Source organism: Alteromonas antoniana (genome assembly GCF_019249295.1).
Taxonomy (GTDB): Bacteria; Pseudomonadota; Gammaproteobacteria; order Enterobacterales; family Alteromonadaceae; genus Alteromonas; species Alteromonas antoniana.
Map to the genome: position 1 here is coordinate 14,912 of NZ_JAESDH010000004.1, position 18,381 is coordinate 33,292.

General features: G+C 51.4%; 15 protein-coding genes. 1 reads left to right on the top strand and 14 read right to left on the bottom strand.

Translation table 11 applies throughout. The features are described 5' to 3' along the window. Positions 1-65: 65 nt before the first annotated feature. From prpF to JKP77_RS04190, 10 genes are all read right to left on the bottom strand, one after another. On the bottom strand, positions 66-1,247 hold the full coding sequence (gene prpF / locus JKP77_RS04145) for a 2-methylaconitate cis-trans isomerase PrpF (RefSeq protein ID WP_218309938.1): 1,182 nt from the start codon (positions 1,245-1,247) through the stop codon (positions 66-68). A 121-nt stretch (positions 1,248-1,368) separates the two neighbouring features. Then, entirely contained in the window at positions 1,369-3,969 is a 2,601-nt protein-coding gene (acnD, locus tag JKP77_RS04150; protein ID WP_218309939.1) for a Fe/S-dependent 2-methylisocitrate dehydratase AcnD, read from the bottom strand. Between the two features lie 68 nt (positions 3,970-4,037). Further along, complete coding sequence (gene prpC, locus JKP77_RS04155; protein ID WP_218309940.1) at positions 4,038-5,159, bottom strand: bifunctional 2-methylcitrate synthase/citrate synthase; 1,122 nt, start codon at positions 5,157-5,159, stop codon at positions 4,038-4,040. An 87-nt stretch (positions 5,160-5,246) separates the two neighbouring features. Beyond that, the gene (gene prpB, locus JKP77_RS04160) at positions 5,247-6,125 is read right to left on the bottom strand and encodes a methylisocitrate lyase (protein WP_218309941.1); all 879 of its coding nucleotides are present in this window, start codon (positions 6,123-6,125) and stop codon (positions 5,247-5,249) included. A gap of 10 nt (positions 6,126-6,135) precedes the next feature. Further along, the gene (locus JKP77_RS04165; protein WP_218309942.1) at positions 6,136-6,807 is read right to left on the bottom strand and encodes a GntR family transcriptional regulator; all 672 of its coding nucleotides are present in this window, start codon (positions 6,805-6,807) and stop codon (positions 6,136-6,138) included. A gap of 507 nt (positions 6,808-7,314) precedes the next feature. Further along, a complete protein-coding gene (locus JKP77_RS04170; protein ID WP_246601072.1) occupies positions 7,315-8,715 on the bottom strand; it encodes an MFS transporter in 1,401 nt (466 codons plus the stop codon). 760 nt (positions 8,716-9,475) lie between these two features. After that, on the bottom strand, positions 9,476-10,057 hold the full coding sequence (locus JKP77_RS04175) for a BON domain-containing protein (RefSeq protein ID WP_218309943.1): 582 nt from the start codon (positions 10,055-10,057) through the stop codon (positions 9,476-9,478). Further along, positions 10,058-10,654 carry a phosphoheptose isomerase gene (locus JKP77_RS04180; protein ID WP_218309944.1) on the bottom strand — a complete coding sequence of 199 codons (597 nt, stop codon included), beginning with the start codon at positions 10,652-10,654 and terminating at the stop codon, positions 10,058-10,060. Between the two features lie 29 nt (positions 10,655-10,683). Continuing rightward, the gene (locus JKP77_RS04185; RefSeq protein WP_218309945.1) at positions 10,684-11,025 is read right to left on the bottom strand and encodes a YraN family protein; all 342 of its coding nucleotides are present in this window, start codon (positions 11,023-11,025) and stop codon (positions 10,684-10,686) included. An 83-nt stretch (positions 11,026-11,108) separates the two neighbouring features. Further along, a complete protein-coding gene (locus tag JKP77_RS04190; RefSeq protein ID WP_218309946.1) occupies positions 11,109-13,139 on the bottom strand; it encodes a penicillin-binding protein activator in 2,031 nt (676 codons plus the stop codon). Positions 13,140-13,268: 129 nt separating this feature from the next. Here JKP77_RS04190 and rsmI point away from each other — a divergent pair, with 129 nt between their 5' ends. Then, on the top strand, positions 13,269-14,117 hold the full coding sequence (gene rsmI / locus JKP77_RS04195) for a 16S rRNA (cytidine(1402)-2'-O)-methyltransferase (RefSeq protein WP_218309947.1): 849 nt from the start codon (positions 13,269-13,271) through the stop codon (positions 14,115-14,117). Positions 14,118-14,244: 127 nt separating this feature from the next. Here rsmI and nspC read toward each other — a convergent pair whose 3' ends face one another. The 4 genes from nspC to JKP77_RS04215 form a co-directional block, all read right to left on the bottom strand. Beyond that, positions 14,245-15,375, bottom strand: coding sequence for a carboxynorspermidine decarboxylase (gene nspC / locus JKP77_RS04200; protein ID WP_218309948.1), 1,131 nt, complete (start codon positions 15,373-15,375; stop codon positions 14,245-14,247). 16 nt (positions 15,376-15,391) lie between these two features. After that, positions 15,392-16,594: a saccharopine dehydrogenase family protein gene (locus JKP77_RS04205; RefSeq protein ID WP_218309949.1), complete on the bottom strand. Its 1,203-nt coding sequence runs from the start codon at positions 16,592-16,594 to the stop codon at positions 15,392-15,394. A 221-nt stretch (positions 16,595-16,815) separates the two neighbouring features. Next, on the bottom strand, positions 16,816-17,217 hold the full coding sequence (locus JKP77_RS04210) for a hypothetical protein (protein ID WP_218309950.1): 402 nt from the start codon (positions 17,215-17,217) through the stop codon (positions 16,816-16,818). Positions 17,218-17,420: 203 nt separating this feature from the next. Continuing rightward, positions 17,421-18,290, bottom strand: a complete 870-nt coding sequence (locus tag JKP77_RS04215) for a 1-aminocyclopropane-1-carboxylate deaminase/D-cysteine desulfhydrase (RefSeq protein WP_218309951.1) — start codon at positions 18,288-18,290, stop codon at positions 17,421-17,423. Between the last annotated feature and the right edge of the window lie 91 nt (positions 18,291-18,381).

An 18,381-nucleotide genomic window follows, 5' to 3' on the forward strand; every position in this document is an offset into this window, starting at 1 on the left:
AAAGCGCCGGCGTGTTAATACCAATCTCATACCATGACAAATTGGGACAAGGTCAGAGCATCGCTTTAGAAGCTGTCTTCCGGTATGCGCACCCAGCCTTCCATCAGAATACGGGCAGAGCGACTCATTACCGCCTTGGTAACCTGCCACTGGTCATCGATATTTTTCGCTTCTGCACCCACGCGCAGGGTGCCTGACGGATGCCCGAATACTACCGCATCCCGTTCACCGCCTCCTGCTGCGCGGTTTACCAGCGTGCCCGAAATGGCTGCGGCGGTACCAATGGCAACCGCCGCGGTACCCATCATGGCGTGATGCAGTTTGCCCATCGACATCGCACGTACTAACAGGTCAATCTCATTGCCAAGCACGTCTTTGCCACTGGAGGCTTTGTAATCGCGAGGGGGAGCAACCATGGCCACTTTTGGCGTGTGCTGACGTGAGGCCGCTTCACCCACATCGCTGATAAGCCCCATTTTGACGGCACCGTGCGCGCGAATGGCTTCAAACATAGCCAGAGCATCAGGACTCTCATTAATATCGCCCTGCAGCTCGGTACCGGTATAACCGATGTCCTGGGCGTTGACGAAGATAGTAGGAATGCCAGCGTTGATCATGGTGGCCTCAAAGGTACCCACGCCCGGAACATCAAGCTTGTCCACCAGGCGTCCGGTAGGGAACAAGGCACCGTCGCCGTCTGCCGGATCCATAAATTCAATCTGCACTTCGGCGGCAGGGAACGTCACGCCATCGAGTTCAAAGTCACCGGTTTCCTGCACTCCACCGTTAGTGATTGGCACATGGGCAATAATGGCTTTTTCGATATTTACCTGCCAAATCCGTATTACCGTAATGCCGTTTTCCGGGATGCGGTTGCTGTCCACCAGGCCGTTGTTGATCGCAAACGCGCCAACAGCGGCAGTCAGGTTGCCACAGTTGCCGCTCCAGTCGACAAAAGGCTTGTCGATGGCGACCTGACCGAACAGGTAATCGACATCAAAACCGTCTTTTTCGCTTTTGCTTACAATCACAGTTTTACTGGTGCTGGATGTTGCGCCGCCCATGCCGTCAGTCTGTTTCTGGTAAGGATCCGGGCTGCCAATGACGCGCAGCAGCATGGCGTCGCGAGCGGGGCCGGGTTGCTGCGCGCGTTCCGGCAAATCTGTCAGATTAAAAAATACGCCTTTACTGGTACCGCCTCGCATATAGGTGGCAGGTATACGTGTCTGTGGAGGATGCGCCTTCATTCTTGGAGCTCCTGAAAAAATGTTGCAGCTAGTCACTGCGAATCAAATAAAAACGCCGGCAGTATTGTGATAACACGTGTTGCCGGCGCACGTTTATTAGCGTTTGGCGATGTACACCTGCTTAGCTTACCGCTTCCTCAGCTTCCAGGAAGTCCTTGGCAAAGCGTTGCAGCACACCACCGGCCTCGTAAATGGATACCTCTTCACCGGTATCCAGTCGGCAGGTGACTGGCACTTCCATTGGCTCGCCGTCTGCAGGATGTATCACCAATGTCAGGGTAGCGCCTGCTGAAGGCGTTCCTTTCACATCATAGGTCTCGGTGCCATCCAGCCCGAGCGTCTTGCGTGTTGTGCCAGGTTTAAACTCAAGTGGTAGTACACCCATACCAATTAAGTTAGTGCGGTGAATACGCTCAAACCCTTCGGCAACAATCACTTCGACACCCGCAAGGCGTACACCTTTGGCCGCCCAGTCACGGGAAGAGCCTTGGCCATAGTCCGCGCCAGCCACGATGATTAGCGGCTGTTTTCGCTGCATGTAGGCTTCAATCGCTTCCCACATACGCACGACTTTACCTTCGGGCTCAATGCGCGCCAGCGACCCCTGTTTTACCTCGCCATCTTCAATCACCATTTCGTTGAAAACTTTTGGATTCGCCAGCGTCGCCCGTTGTGCGGTTAAGTGATCGCCGCGGTGGGTCGCATAAGAGTTGAAGTCCTCTTCCGGCAAGCCCATTTTGGCCAGGTATTCACCTGCGGCACTGGTTGGCAAAATGGCATTGGACGGTGACAGGTGATCGGTAGTGATGTTGTCACCCAGGATCGCCAGTGGTCGCATACCCGTCATGGTGCGCTCAGCGTCCATCGCGCCTTCCCAGTAAGGAGGACGACGAATATAGGTGCTTTGCTCACGCCAGTTGTACAGTGGGTTGATGTCTTTACCGTAATCCACTTTTAAGTCGAACATTGGCTCGTAGACTTTGCGGAAATGCTCTGGCTTCACATACTCAGACACAATGGCATCGATTTCTTCATCAGTCGGCCAGAGGTCTTTCAGTGTGACAGGGTTACCGTCAGGGTCGATACCCAGCACATCTTTTTCAATATCAAAACGCACCGTACCGGCAATCGCGTAGGCAACTACCAGCGGCGGTGAGGCCAAGAATGCCTGTTTGGCGTAAGGGTGAATGCGGCCGTCAAAGTTGCGGTTACCCGACAGTACAGCAGTGGAATACAGATCGCGGTCGATAATTTCCTGTTGGATAGCCGGGTCCAGCGCGCCGCTCATCCCGTTACAGGTAGTACAGGCAAATGCCACCACGCCGAAGCCCAGTGATTCCAGCTCTGGCAACAGGTTCGCCTCTTCCAGATACAGCTGAACCGCTTTGGAGCCCGGTGCCAGTGAGGTTTTTACCCATGGCTTGCGGGTCAGGCCATGCTTGTTGGCATTGCGGGCCAGCAGGCCGGCGGCAATTACGTTACGCGGGTTACTGGTATTGGTACAACTGGTGATAGCGGCAATGATGACCGCGCCATCCGGCATTTTACCGTCTTCCGGGTTTTCGATATGTTTGGCGATACCGCGCGCTGATAAGTCGCTGGTCGGTAAACGGGCATGCGGGTTCGATGGCCCTGCCATGTTGCGCCCGACGCTGGATAAATCAAATGTCAGCACACGCTCATATTCGGCCGTTTCCAGCGAGTCTGCCCACAGGCCGGTGTGCTTGGCGTAGTTTTCTACCAGCTCAACCTGCTCGTCTTCACGACCAGTCAGTTTCAGGTAATCAATGGTCTGTTCGTCAATGTAGAACATGGCGGCAGATGCACCGTATTCCGGCGTCATATTCGAAATAGTGGCGCGGTCACCCAGCGTCAGGTGGCTGGCACCTTCGCCATAAAACTCCAGATAGGCCGAAACCACGCGTTCTTTACGTAAAAACTCGGTCAGTGCCAGTACGATATCGGTGGCAGTGATACCTGGCTGCGGTTTGCCGGTTAGCTCAACACCCACAATGTCAGGCAGGCGCAGATACGACGCACGCCCTAACATTACGCTTTCGGCTTCAAGGCCACCTACGCCAAGCGCAATAACGCCTAATGCATCAACATGCGGCGTATGGCTGTCGGTACCTACCAATGTATCCGGGAAGGCTACACCGTCACGGGCCTGGATCACTGGTGACATCTTTTCCAGGTTAATCTGGTGCATGATGCCGTTACCCGGCGGGATCACATCCACATTTTTAAACGCGGTTTTGGTCCAGTTGATAAAGTGGAAACGGTCATCGTTTCTACGGTCTTCAATCGCCCGGTTTTTTTCAAACGCGTCTTTTTCAAAACCAGCGTGCTCAACGGCAAGTGAGTGGTCCACGATAAGCTGTGTAGGCACTACCGGATTTACCTTGGCCGGATCGCCACCTTTTTCGGCGATAGCGTCACGTAAGCCTGCCAGGTCCACCAGTGCGGTTTGGCCAAGAATATCATGGCACACTACGCGGGCAGGGAACCACGGAAAGTCGAGATCGCGCTTGCGATAAATCAGCTGTTTCAGTGAATCGTTAAGCACGTTCGGGTCGCAGCGTCTGACCAGATTTTCAGCCAGCACGCGAGAGGTGTAAGGCAGTTTTTCATAAGCACCCGGCTCAATAGCGTTCACAGCCTCGCGGGTGTCAAAATAATCCAGCTTGCTGCCGGGTAACGGTTTGCGGTAATCAGTATTCATAATAGTCCCTCAAGGTTGTCCTGACGCCACCTGTGCCTGAAAAACGGGTGGCGTCATATGAGACAGTATTAGCGTTCAGCGATAGGCGTAACAGTACGTAAATCTTCGCCTGTGTACTCTGCTGAAGGACGGATGATACGGTTGTCAGCGCGCTGCTCCATCACGTGTGCGGCCCAGCCGGTCAGTCGCGACATGACGAAAATGGGGGTAAACAACTTGGTGGGAATGCCCATGAAGTTGTACGCAGATGCATGGAAGAAATCAGCGTTGCAGAACAGTTTCTTCTCTCGCCACATCACTTCTTCACAACGTACCGATACCGGATACAGCACCTCATCACCGACATCTTTTGACAGTTTTTCTGACCAGCCTTTGATGATTTCATTACGCGGATCTGACTCGGAATAAATGGCATGCCCGAAGCCCATGATTTTCTCTTTGCGCTCCAGTTTGCCCATCATTTCTTTTTCAGCATGATCAGGCGAGGTAAAGCCTTCAATCATTTCCATGGCGGCTTCGTTAGCACCACCGTGTAACGGGCCGCGCAGTGAACCAATCGCGCCGGTTACGCAGGAATGCATATCGGATAAGGTGGATGCACATACGCGCGCGGTAAAGGTCGATGCGTTAAACTCATGCTCTGCATACAGAATTAATGACACGTGCATCACCTGCTCGTGCAGTTCCTTGGGCTTCTCGCCATGCAGCATATGCAGAAAGTGTGAGCCGATGGAGTCGTCATCGGTTTCTACATCGATTTTTACGCCGTCGTGACTGAAGCGATACCAGTAACAAATAATGCTAGGGAAGCAAGCCAGCATGCGATCAGTCACATCCTGCTGCTCTTCGAAATCCGTTTCGGTTTCCAGGTTACCCAGCATCGAACAGCCGGTACGCAGTACGTCCATCGGGTGCGCTTCTTTTGGTATGCGCTCCAGTACGTCTTTTAGCGCTTGCGGCAGGCCGCGCAGACCACGTAACTTTTCTTTGTAAGCATCCAGCTCGTTCTGAGTAGGCAGGTTGCCTTTCAGAATCAGGTACGCCACCTCTTCAAACTGGCAGTGATTCGCTAAATCTTTTACATCATAACCACGGTAGGTCAGACCTGAGCCGGTTTGTCCTACGGTAGACAGTGCTGTTTTTCCTGCTACCTGGCCGCGCAGGCCTGCGCCAGAGAGTTGTTTAGCCATGGATAAATCTCCTGATGTTTAATTTGTTGTAGAGTCTTGTATGGCAACGGGCACGTAGTGTGCCCGATGCGTTTTTATTCTGTGTGTTTACTTATTTTTGCCCTGAGAGAACAGCTCATCAAGCTTCTTCTCGTAATCGTGGTAGCCCAGGTAATCGTATAAATCCATGCGGGTTTGCATCATATCGACAACGGCTTTCTGGTCGCCATTTTCAAGAATAGAACGATATACCGTTTCTGCCGCCTTATTCATCGCACGGAATGCGCTTAACGGGTAAAGCACCATGTCGGCACCCCATTCGCCCAACTCTTCTTTGTTCCACAGCTCGGTTTTACCGAACTCCGTAATATTTGCCAGAATGGGTACGTCCAGCGCCTCGGCGAACGCCCGATAGTGTTCTTCGGTTTGAATCGCTTCGGCGAAGATGCCGTCAGCGCCTGCTTCAACGTAGGCTTTTGCGCGTTCAATAGCCGCATCCAGACCTTCCTGAGCAAATGAGTCTGTGCGCGCCATGATGAAGAAATCAGGATCCGTTCTGGCATCAACTGCCGATTTAATCCGGTCAACCATTTCTGCGGTAGACACTATTTCTTTGTTAGGGCGGTGACCGCAGCGCTTTTGCGCGACCTGGTCTTCCATATGCACCGCAGCTGCACCGGCTTTTTCCATATCGCGAATGGTTTTGGCAATATTGAACGCGCCGCCCCAGCCGGTATCGATATCCACCAGAAGTGGCAGGTCGCAGGCCGAGGTAATGCGCTGCACATCGACGATGACATCATTTAACGAGGTCATGCCAAGGTCTGGCAGGCCATATGACGCATTCGCTACACCGCCGCCTGACAGATAAATGGCGTTGTGACCAATGGCTTTGGCCATCATGGCACTGTAGGCATTAATAGTACCGACGATTTGTAATGGCTTGTTGTCGACAAGCGCTTGTCTGAATTTTTTTCCTGCACTCATAATCAATCTCTTATTTGTTAGGGTGAGAGGTAAGCTTGTTTTCAATATTGTTTTTTGAATAAAGAATGTGCCGGCGCATCAAGATTTCCGCCAGCTCTTCATCACGATTGGCAATGGCCTGCACAATATGTTTGTGTTCATCGAAGGCGGTGGTGACACGAGGCCCGGCCATGCCCAGCTGTACCCGGTACATCCGTACCAGGTGATAAAGGCCGTCAACCAGTACTGCTATCAGATGCTGGTTTTTACTACCCAGAATTATGCGGTAGTGAAAGTCGACGTCACCCGCTTCCTGGTAATACGACTCGCCGGTTTTCACCTTATCGAAATGTCGGTTCAACAGCCCCTGAAGATCACTGATTTCACTGTCGGACATATTTTTAGCTGCCAGACGGGCAGCCATCCCTTCCAGTGATTCACGAACCTGATACAGCTCAACAAGGCCTTCCGGCGTCAGCGACACGACGCGGGCGCCGACATTGGCACGGCGTTCAACCAGATGACAGCTCATCAGGCGGTTAATCGCTTCGCGAATCACTGCACGACTGACCGCGTACTTTGTCGACAATTCGGTTTCGCTGAGTTTTGCCCCAGCCGGGATATCGCCTTCCACAATGTCTTTTCTTAACTGAAAAAACGTTCTGTCAGCATTGGTAACAGGTTGTTCAATGGCTAACGACATGAGTGAAAGGCCTTTATCTGAATAACTAAAGTGTCGACAATATAGCCATCAAACCCAGTGTCGTCAACAGTAAACCGGCTTGATTGTCGACAACCTGCGCAGTGGAATTGCGTTATCTGCGCGTGGATGAATGTTGTTTTTTCTGCTTTTTCAATAAGATAAACGTGATATCACCAGTATCTACTACCTTGGTCGTAACCAGTCGGGAGAAAATGTTGATACTTAAAGAGGGAAGCCCGGCTGTTGAACCGGGCAGGGGAGCGGGTTACGCGACTTCATTACTGGCTGCAACCTGTGTTGAAACAAGCGCACTGGCAACTGCAGCGTAAATGAATGTTTTTGCAAATTTCATTGTGTTTTTCTTTTACGGGCCAGAGTTCACAGTCTCGGAAGACATCACAATGACCGGCTTAACTGTTAGTGACTTACACTTTTCGCGGCAAGGGCATTAGGACGAATGCCTGCAAGTTCTCTATTTTTGCCTTGTCTCATTTACAGAGAACCCGCTTAACTTCGCTGTTTTTTAAGAATAGTGCGTCCGGCATCACGTGGCAGGGTGAAGCTGTCAATAATACTCAGAAACGCCAGTACGCCCATGAAGTCCATTGCCAGTTGAAAATGCTCAGACACAGGCTCTGCATTGGAGCCGCCCAGCAGAAAGCTGGCCAGCGCCAGGGAAAGTGCGCCAGCGGTGATACCAAGACCACGGTTCATCTGCATCAATACTGCACTCAGGGTATTGGCATCTCGCATCTGATTATTCGGAATGTCGGCAAAGTTGATGGTATTCAGCACCGTTAAGTGAATAGAACGGTTTATACCGGAGATAAAAAGCACCACAGCGAGAAACCAATAGGGTGTTGTGTCGTCTAACTGTCCCAGCCAGAAAAAGCCGCCTGCGATTGCCACACCGTTTATAATCAGCAAACGCTTAAAGCCGAATGTGTTCATCAGCCACGTGGTTGCCGGCTTAATGGCCAGGTTACCTGCGAATAACCAGAGCAATAAGGCACCCGCTTCTACTGCTGAGTAGCCAAAGCCAAGCTGCAACATAAGAGGAATGAGAAACGGTGTGCTGGAGAGTGCAACTCTGACCACAGAACCGCCCATAATCGTTAGCCTGAATGTGCGGCTGCGTAGAGCGCTGAAGGTTAACAGTGGTGAGGGAGCGCGCAGTAAATATATCACAGCGATAGCCAGTAACAGTATGCCACTACCAATCAGGGTAATCGGTACAGCCCAGCTTCCTTTCAGACTACTGAGCATTTCCAGCCCCGCCATAAGCACGCCGAAGCCTGCTCCACACAACAGGAAACCCGGCCAATCAAAGCGCGTAGCGTTGCCTTTATAATTTTCCAGCAATAATGACGATGCCACCAAGGCGACAACCCCAAGTGGTACATTGATCAGAAAGATCCAGGGCCAGCCCCAGTGTGTGGCTATCCAGCCACCGATTACCGGCCCCAGCAGCGGCGCACCAAGCGCAGGCCAGGTAATAATGGCGATGGCGTTTACTAATCGCTCTTTGGGGAGATCGCGCAGCACCACCAGCCTGCCCACGGGCACCATAAGCGCCCCACCAATGCCCTGAAGCACTCGTGACGCGGTAAAAGTAAGCACATCGTAACTGATGGCGCACAGCACTGACGCGAAGACAAAAAGTGAAATAGCCAGCATGAAAATACGTCTGGCACCAAATCTGTCTGCAACATAACCGCTGATAGGAATAAAAATCGTAACGGCCACAAGGTAGGAAGAGACACCCACGGACAGATGTGCTGCCGGAACATTAAAGTCAGCAGCAATGATAGGTAATGCCGTAGTAATTACCGTGGCATCCAGAATTTCCATAAATAACGCACCGGCAACCAGCAGGGCGGTGGCGGCGCGTCGGTCAAGTGTGAACATGCTCTCTCTGTGTAAATTGTGTATTGCCGGGACTTGCCTGCAATGCGGATTATCTGACCAGACCAATACCACCATTGCTGTATTGAGCGCAGGTCATTGTGTTGCGAGTTATCTGTCGCTGCGCTAACCCGACGAAGGAGTACCACGGCTAAGACCATGACCGTCACATCGGTGCGTGCATCGCTCCGACTATTTTCGGTTTATGACGGTGTAAGATGATGAAATACGGGGTAAAACCACAGCTGGATCGGCTTCAACCGGCGTTGTGCGTACTGCCACCAGAATATTGGCATTCTGTTGGGCCAGCGCGTTAGCCGTTGGTGGTCACTACAGCTGGATGCGACGTAAGCGCTGTTAGTGTGTGACATCCGCAGCGGCGTGCAGCGCGCGGCAAAAAGGCAGACCGCTTGAAAAAACAGGTAGTTAATACCAATCCGCATAGGAGTTTGCCCACTCAGCAAGACTGTCAGGCTTTCTGGCTAGGCTTGGTTGCGCAGATTTGGTGGTTCCAAATCAAGCAAGCATAACAACGCCGGAAAGTCTGACAGCCTTGCCCGAAGGGAGTGGCCAAAACGACTTACATCTGTGTTGCGTCCTCTGGACATAGAATGACTATGCCTCAGAGAACGCGTCGTGATCTAAGTCGTTTTTCGACTAGCCCTCAGGGAGCACTCTGAGAGGGTAAACTCCTATGCGGATTGGTATAACACCGGCAGAAAGGCACGGACACGCGGTAAACGCGACTGTCCGCACACCTGAATCACATAATCTCAAACGCGCGGATCACGCGCTGAACGCCACCCACATGACGTGCAATGTCCACTGCGGCAGTGGCTTCCTGATTAGATACCCGCCCCATCAGAAAAACCTCTGCATTTTGCACGACGACCCGAACCTGCAACGCGGGCACGCGCTCATCTGCAACCAGCTTGGTTTTGACTTTGGATGCCAGCCAGATATCTGTGGCTTGTTGGGATGCCCCAATTGACTCGCCGATACGCAACTGATTGTGGATTTTCTTTACGTATTCCACGTTCTGCACCCGGGCAATGGCATCATCCCGCAACGCTTCACCAGGCACCTGACCGGTGATCAGTGCCACGCCGTTGTAAACATCAGCCTGTAAGTTAGCTTCGGCTTTAAGCGCGTCGCTTTTTGACCACTGGTAGGCGATAGCGCTTTCGGCGTTTTGGTCATCAAGCTGGGTACCCACAGTACGTCTGTCATTCGCCACTTTGGCTGCGGCGGCACCTGCGCCTACGACAGCCACCGCACAGCCCTGTAGCTGGGTAACGCCCAGTGACAGTATCAGTGCTGCTATCAGCTTTGCTTGTGTAGTCATCTATTCATCACCATGATCTGCCGGGAACAGACTGTCATCGATACATTCACAGAGGTTGTGGATCACCAGCAAATGCACTTCCTGGATCCGCGCGGTGCGGTTTGATGGCACGCGAATTTCAACATCGTGCTCGCTGAGAAAACCAGCCATCTCGCCACCGTCTTTGCCTGTGAGCGCTACAATGGTCATGTCCCGGGATAAAGCGGCTTCCATCGCGGCAATGACATTGCGCGAATTCCCGCTGGTGGAAATCGCCAGCAAAATGTCGCCGGGCTGACCGAGTGCGCGCACCTGCTTGGCAAAGATTTCATCGTAGCTGTAGTCGTTCGCTATCGAGGTCAGCGTTGAGGTATCTGTGCTCAGGGCGATGGCCGGCAGACTGGGGCGGTCACGCTCATAACGGTTAAGCATTTCAGAGGAAAAGTGCTGCGCATCGCCAGCAGACCCGCCATTGCCGCAGCTTAGTATTTTGTTTCCACGGATAAGTGCCTCAACCATCATCATCGCCGCTTTTTCGATGGACTCGGGCAGAATTTCCGACGCCGCAATTTTAGTCTGAATGCTTTCGGTGAAATTGGCTTTTATGTTTTCAATCATACTTCTCAACTTTAAAGTGTCTGGTCACGTCACACCACGTTTTTAATCCATTGGTAGTCGTCACCGTCAATAGCTATCACATCGATACGAACCGGCGTGGATACAGGACTATGACCATTATCTAATAAATATTGTTCAAACGCAGTACGCATTCGCTGGAGTTTTTTGGCTGTTACAAATTCAGCAGCCTGACCAAAACGGCTTTGGCGTCGGTATTTTACCTCGATGCAGACCAGTATCAGGCCATCCCACATCAGTAAATCTAATTCTCCAAAGCGCGTGCGGTAATTGGTTGTAATTAACTCCAGTCCCTGTGCTTCCAGATAATCTATCGCGTCATTTTCTGCGCTGGTTCCCTGTCTTGTCGACATGTCGTTTCCTTCCCTGGTTGGTGTTGGCTTTTATGCCGTTTTACACTGTCTGGTGAATTCATCCTTTCTTCACCAGATACTGATTATTTGTTGGTCGATAACGGGATTACCCGCTCGTTGTCTATTTTTGCCTGCGGAAGTCGACGTTCAATCTGATGATCGTCGTTCATTGACAGCGATCCTGTCAGACCTGCGACTTCGACTTGCGGCAATAAGCCCATAGTATGCAGTGACGGTAGCAAATTGTAGGCATCCACGCCGAAGGCAAATAACCGGTTAAGCTGCGTACTGCGATGGGGCCAAAGCGCTTCGCTTTGCGACTGTAATGCCTGCCATTGATTGTCAGGCATCATCCACGGCATATCCAGAAAGCGAACATTCTGCAAATCGCGCCACTGGTTTTTACTGCTGTCATATTCCATCGAGCGAGAGGTGGCATAAACCGGCACTACCTTGCCATCAAACGGACTCAGGCTGGCCTCAACCATCGGGTTCAGTAATTCAGTCTGCTCCGGTGAGGCAAACACGACAATGGCGTCGATATCGCCACGGCTGCGAGGCACATTATACAGCTCTTCGTTTACCATATAGCGGATCTGGTTGATCCTGTCTTTACTTTGCGCGACATCCAGCGCCTGGGTAATGCCTTCCCGTAACGTCGTGCTATCTGAAAAATCGATAGATGTCAGATTCACTTCTTCTCTGGAGGCGTGCCGCGTGTTCAGCGTTTGCCAGCGCTGTGCAAAAGCCTCGTTCATGCGTTGATAAATGCTGCCTTGTGCCGCTACGACAATCGGCGCCCGATATCCGCTGTTAAAGATATGATCGGCCAGCTGATACGCTTCATCTTCTGGGGCCAGTGAGAAAAAGCCTGGATCTGTGTGAATGCGCATTTCCTCTGCCGGTGAGGCCACCGGGTCCAACATGCCTGATGGTGTGTTCTCCGGATCCAGCATGTTGGTTGGTGTGCTCTCCGGGTCCAGCATGCCTGATGGTGTGTTCTCCGGGTCCAGCATGTTGGTTGGTGTGTTCACGGGGGCAAGCTCAGCACGGTTAAGCGCCAGAACATTTACATTGTGCGGAATTAACGGAACCACCTCTTCGATGGTTTCTTTAAGCAGGGGACCAATCACCCAGCGGTGCTGACCAATTGATTCGGCCAATGCCTCGGGCGTTTTACCGACGGTATCGACGAACTCGAGTTGGGGAATCTCACGGGTGTCTGAGGCGTTCTGTAAGGCCTGATAATAGGCAGACAAAATCCCTTCTTTAATTGCCATTCCGGTATTTTCAAGACGGCCGCTGAGCGGCAGCATGACCAGGATTTGAGGGATAGACGCGGGCGCAAGCTCACTGGCCTGCGTCACTTCTTCAGGCCAGTGGGTAACGAGACGGTGACCACGATATACCTGTTTAAATTGCATTGTTGCGTCGGCAAGCGACTGCGGCGATAGCCCGTTTTGCTGTACCAGATTCAGCAATGCCAGATAAGGACGCAACGCAGGGTACGTTGACTGCACGTCTTCAGGAAGTTGATAGCGGGCCTCGTTAACCCATTCCCAGACCTGGCGAACGCTCTCTTCTGACGGCGGCATCGCCTGTTCGTAGCTGTTCGCGGCGGCCAGTAAATCTCCTTTTCGCAGGAAAAGTACGGTTTGTAAATCCAGTTGTTTGTAACGCAGGGCATCGTCATTAACAGGCTCATCAAGCAGTGCCAGTAATGCTTCCGTATCCGCATTTTCGGCATCCGCCCAGGCAAGCGCGCTTAATACATTTACGCGGGTCTGGAGCCTGTCATCGACACCTTCTTGCTGAAGTTGCAACAGAATTTGTTGAGCGCGGGCGATATCATTGCTATCTAAAAGCAATTGTACTGCCTGAAGCAGGAGATTATTGCGCTGCAGCGCGTCGCGCTGCTCCTCCCACGCACTCTGCGCATCAGCAATCAGTGTTTCCGGTGTCGCATTGGTATCGACAGGCTCAACCGGTAACGGCTCGACGTTCTCTACCGGTTTGGCCGTACGTGGGGCAGGTGAGCTACAGCCATTGAGAAAAAATACCGTCCCCAGGCAGGCACTTAACAGCATGTAGCGCAGAGAAAAACCATGACGCACGTCGCATTCCTTCTATATAAGTTCGATGCCAAGTTTATCTGAACACGCACGAAAATCTACGTCTAAGGCGATAAACTGTTCCACCGGCATGATACACTTTATCTATTCATACTTTTACCGCACTAGTTTATGTCAGAGCCAGCCACCCTTTATATTGTTCCCACCCCTATTGGTAACCTGGAGGATATTTCTCCTCGCGCACTGGATACGCTGGCCAGTGTTGCCTGGATAGCAGCAGAAGACACGCGCCATAGTGCCCGCTTACTGCAGCATTTTTCTATCTCTACGCGCACGCTCAGTCTGCATGAACACAACGAAGATAAGCGTGCTGCAATGCTTTGTCACAGGCTGTTAAGCGGTGATGATGTGGCGCTTATCAGCGATGCGGGTACCCCTTTGATTAGCGATCCGGGATTTGTGCTGGTAAGACGATGTCGGGAAGAGGGGATCCCGGTAATCGCCTTACCCGGTCCCTGCGCGGCGATCACCGCATTGAGTGCATCGGGCTTACCCACCGACCGGTTTATTTTTGAGGGCTTTCTGCCGGTAAAAAGCCAGGCAAGAAACAATATGTTGAGCTCACTGGCTGAACGTACCTGTACCTCTGTATTTTACGAAGCACCGAGACGTATCCTGGATACGGTGCGCGATATGCAGCGCGTATTAAAGGAACGCCAGATAGTGGTAGCGAAAGAGATTTCCAAGGCGTTTGAGACGTACATTAGTGGCACGCCGCAAGAAGTGGGAGACTGGCTGGAAGCTGAAGCGGTGCGACAGAAGGGAGAGTTTGTTGTGATGGTGTCTCCCGCCGTTGTTGATGTTACCGAGATACCGCCGGAGGCGATGGCATTACTCACTACACTAAGTGAACATTTACCATTGAAAAAAGCCGCTGCAGTCGTCGCCTCTCACTATAACCTGAAGAAGAACGCCTTATATCAGGCCGGTCTTGATGCAAAATCAGGACTCGCTGAGTGACCATAGGTTTGTTCGTGTCTTCTCTGGTCACGGCTTTGGCTATTCATTGATATGCATTTTTAAGCATGTTGGAAACAAAAAAAGCGCGCCTTGCAGCGCGCTTTTTTATTGTGGTGTTTATCAGCATTTACGACAGTCTGGACTTAAAGTCCGCGTAATCGAACTGGCGAACAATATCCAGCGTGCCATCGGTACGTAATATCGCGATAGCGGGATGCTCTACACCATTGAAAAATGTGGTTTTTACCATCGTGTAGTGCATCATGTCTTCAAACTGCAGACGATCGCCGGGCTGAAGCGGAGCATCAAAAGAATAGACATCAATCACATCTCCGGCAAGACAGGAATTACCACCCAGTTTGATGTCGTATGCTTTCTCTCCTGGCATCCCAGCGTGGCGTACAGCAGGCCGGTATGGCATCTCCAGCACATCGGGCATGTGCGCAGTAGCAGAGATGTCTAAAATGGCGATGGGGCCTTCATTGTCAACTACATCCACCACCTCCGCGATAAGCGGGCCGGTTTGCCATGCTACCGCTGAGCCAGGCTCAAGAATGACATCCAGATGCGGATACTTTATTTTAAACGCTTTCAGCGTAGTAATTAAGTGCTCTACATCATAACCCTGACGGGTCATCAAATGCCCGCCTCCCAGATTCAGCCATTTCAGTTGCGGCAGCCATTTTGCAAAACGCTTCTCAATTGCCTGCAGCGTACGCTCGGTAGCGAAGGAATCACATTCACAAAGGTTGTGACAGTGAAATCCGTCGATGCCGTCCAGATTGACGCCTTCCAGTTGCGACGCCCGGATCCCAAGACGAGAGCCCGGCGCTGCCGGATCATAAAGCGGCGTTTCGGCCTCCTGATGTTCCGGATTGATACGCAGCCCTAACGATACGCCAGGCAAGCTGTCTTTATAAGCTTGCCATTGAGTCAGGCTGTTGAAAGATAAATGGTTGACCAATGATTTCAGCTGTTCGATATCACTGGCTTTGTAAGCAGGCGCATAAGCATGAACTTCTTTGCCCATTTCTGCCGCCAGTTTTGCTTCCCACACCGAGCTGGCTGTCGCGCCATGCAGATAGGGCTTAATGATGTCGAAGCTTGACCACATGGAAAAGCCTTTCAGTGCCAGAATGATACGGGCACCAGAGCCGTCCTGGACGCGCTTCATCAGCTCAAGATTTCGAAGTAACTTTTCCTCTTCCAGTACATAGCACGGAGACGGAATGTCATTACGCTGTGTCAAATCGGTCAACGCTATCTCTCCGGATTTACTTAGTGAACGGGCTGTCGTCGCACTCAAGCACGTGCCAAGGAAGTCCGTGCTGATTCAATTGTTCCATGAACGGGTCTGGATCGAATTGCTCCATATTCCATACGCCTGGCTGCTTCCACGTGCCATTTAGCATCAGCATCGAACCAATCATGGCAGGAACCCCTGTGGTGTATGAAACTGCCTGAGCACCTACTTCGTCGTTACATTTCGCATGCTCACAGTTGTTGTAGATAAAGATGGTTTTTTCTTTACCGTCTTTGATACCGGTAATGTAGGTACCGATACAGGTCATGCCGGTATAGCCTTCAGCCAGCGATCCGGGATTAGGCAGTACCGCTTTCAAAAACTCCAGAGGAACAATTTTCTGACCCTGGAATTCAACGGGTTCGATACTGGTCATGCCGATACCTTCTAACACACGCAGGTGATTCAGGTAGGCGTCTCCGAATGTCATCCAGAAACGGGCACGTTTCAGTGTCGGGAAGTGCTTAACAATCGACTCGAGCTCTTCATGGAACATCAGGTATGAGGCCCTCACACCGATATTCTGGTAATCCAGATCTTCGCGAACGCTTAGCGGATCAGTATCTTTCCACTCACCGTCTTCAAAATATTTACCCCGTTGGGTAATCTCGCGAATGTTGATTTCCGGATTAAAGTTCGTCGCGAACGCCTGACCGTGGTCGCCACCATTACAGTCGACGATATCCAGATAATGGATCTCATCAAAGTAGTGCTTAGCCGCATACGCAGTAAATACGTTGGTTACACCCGGATCAAAGCCGCTGCCCAGAAGGGCCATGATGCCCGCTTCTTTGAAACGTTCCTGATACGCCCATTGCCACGAATACTCAAATTCAGCTTTGTCTTTTGGCTCGTAATTCGCGGTATCCAGATAATCAGTTTTGGTTGCCAGACAGGCATCCATGATCGGCAGGTCCTGGTATGGCAGCGCCAGATTAATAACAAGGTCTGGCTTTACGTCGTTAATCAGAGCTTCAACGGCTTTGGCATCGTCAGCATCAACGGCAAAGACGGCTTTCACCCGATCTTCGCCGACTTCTTTTTGCAACGCTTCGCATTTGGAAACGGTGCGGCTGGCAAGATAAATTTCATCGAAATGCTCCGGCAGACGGGCACATTTCTTAACTGTAACGGCGGCAACGCCACCGGCTCCGATTATTAACACGCGAGACATAATCAATTATTCCCAATGTAGCTGTTTTGAATTGCGCTGAATGCTAGCAGACAACACTGAATTGGCAAGCAAAGTGTGTTGTTCGCCTGTAAAAATAAGGCGACATAAAAATGTCGCCTGACTGTCAATTAGATTTGTATCTTCGCTGACAACGCATCGCAAATAAAGCTTATATTCTGCCAGCGCCTGACCTGAAAGCGAAGTATCTATGGTACCCCTGCTTACCCATGAATAGGGGGCGATAGGACAATACGGCTTCCCACTCTGAAATAAGGGTATAGCAGCATGGACTCTTCACCCGTGGGCTGTGTGGTGGTGATAGCAATGGCATCCATGTCGTCTTGACGATCGGTTTTTACCTTGGCGGCGTAAACCAGCACGCTGTAACTCTCCGCATCAGTAGTGGTATCAATAATGCGCCACTGCAGTTTCTCAATAAGATTGCTGTCACCACCGAACTGGTCGTTCTCATCGGTAAACAGGCAGCCTATTTTGCCGTCTTCATATACTGCAGCAAACGGATAGAAAGCACGGCAGTGCGGTAGCATTGCTTCACACAGGCCGAGTGACCGGGTCACCAGCATTTGAATAGGTTTTGGCAGTGTTTTAGGACCGTGGATCACAAGTGTTCTCCGTGTTGTCTGAAAAATAACACCGTTGTAGAAAAAATAAACTATCTCTAAATGATGTAACATTACAAACGTGTAATGTTGAGTATAAGATCACCACAGGATAGTAAACTTTTCTTATGCCTGAAGCTGTCTTTAAGATCAGTGTGCCTTGCTGGTTTCAGAGCTGATTTCACGGAATGGTGCTTGTTATCCGCTTATTTTCTTTTCCCCTGCAACCCACCGGTATGCAACGCGATAATAGTTTGCCCTGCTGAAAATACGCCGTCACCAATCATCTGTTTCAGAGCAAAGAAGAGCTTTCCGGAATAGACCGGTTCAACGGGAATTTGCGTGTCTTCCTCAAAGGACCGACAGAAGGACAATAGCGGCGCGCTGGTCCTGGCATAACCACCGTGATGATACTGATGGGTGATTGTCCAGGCGGAATTAGGCCGGGGCAGGAGTGAGGATACCAGGGACTCCAGGTACCCCTCGCCCTTGAGCACGGCGACGCCAATCACCTGCTGATGAGACTTCATTGACATACTCAGTCCTGCCAGCGTCGCGCCACTGGCTACCGGAGATAACATCACGTCAAAATTGTCCGGCAACTCCTCTGTCAGCGCGGCAATACCGGCTAACGCCTCGTGCTGACTACCGCCTTCCGGAATAATTTTGTAACCGGGGTATCGGGTGCTGAGTGTGTGAAGGTATTCCGGCTCGCTGCGCTCACGATACTCCTGCTTCGTCACGTACCTTATACTTGCCCCCCAGTCACTCAGGTCGCGCAGCATCGGGGTAGGGTTGTCCCGGTAATCGCCCCGTACGATAGCGACAAACGGAATATGCTGCTGTGCACACACATATCCCAGTGCATGTAAGTGATTGGAAAACCCACCACCAAAACTCACTATGCCTGCAAGGTGCTGGTTCGACGACGTTAAAAGTGGCTGCAACTTTCTCCATTTATTACCCGATATCACCGGATGGATCAGGTCATCACGCTTAACCAATATAGAAAGCGCGTCAGCGCCGGGCCAATCCGGGCGTATTTGCACCAGCGGGGAAGGAAGTTCGGGTTTCATAATAACGGCAACAGGTTTTAGCAGAAAGTGACAGCGTACCCGACAGCCTGCCATTTACCTGTGTGTTGTCAATGCCGGACATTTATTAAGG

Bases quoted from the DNA above. Each gene is read 5' to 3' on its own strand.
- prpF (WP_218309938.1), bottom strand. From the start codon at position 1,247: ATGAAGGCGCATCCTCCACAGACACGTATACCTGCCACCTATATGCGA.
- acnD (WP_218309939.1), bottom strand. From the start codon at position 3,969: ATGAATACTGATTACCGCAAACCGTTACCCGGCAGCAAGCTGGATTAT.
- prpC (WP_218309940.1), bottom strand. From the start codon at position 5,159: ATGGCTAAACAACTCTCTGGCGCAGGCCTGCGCGGCCAGGTAGCAGGA.
- prpB (WP_218309941.1), bottom strand. From the start codon at position 6,125: ATGAGTGCAGGAAAAAAATTCAGACAAGCGCTTGTCGACAACAAGCCA.
- JKP77_RS04165 (WP_218309942.1), bottom strand. From the start codon at position 6,807: ATGTCGTTAGCCATTGAACAACCTGTTACCAATGCTGACAGAACGTTT.
- JKP77_RS04170 (WP_246601072.1), bottom strand. From the start codon at position 8,715: ATGTTCACACTTGACCGACGCGCCGCCACCGCCCTGCTGGTTGCCGGT.
- JKP77_RS04175 (WP_218309943.1), bottom strand. From the start codon at position 10,057: ATGACTACACAAGCAAAGCTGATAGCAGCACTGATACTGTCACTGGGC.
- JKP77_RS04180 (WP_218309944.1), bottom strand. From the start codon at position 10,654: ATGATTGAAAACATAAAAGCCAATTTCACCGAAAGCATTCAGACTAAA.
- JKP77_RS04185 (WP_218309945.1), bottom strand. From the start codon at position 11,025: ATGTCGACAAGACAGGGAACCAGCGCAGAAAATGACGCGATAGATTAT.
- rsmI (WP_218309947.1), top strand. From the start codon at position 13,269: ATGTCAGAGCCAGCCACCCTTTATATTGTTCCCACCCCTATTGGTAAC.
- JKP77_RS04205 (WP_218309949.1), bottom strand. From the start codon at position 16,594: ATGTCTCGCGTGTTAATAATCGGAGCCGGTGGCGTTGCCGCCGTTACA.
- JKP77_RS04215 (WP_218309951.1), bottom strand. From the start codon at position 18,290: ATGAAACCCGAACTTCCTTCCCCGCTGGTGCAAATACGCCCGGATTGG.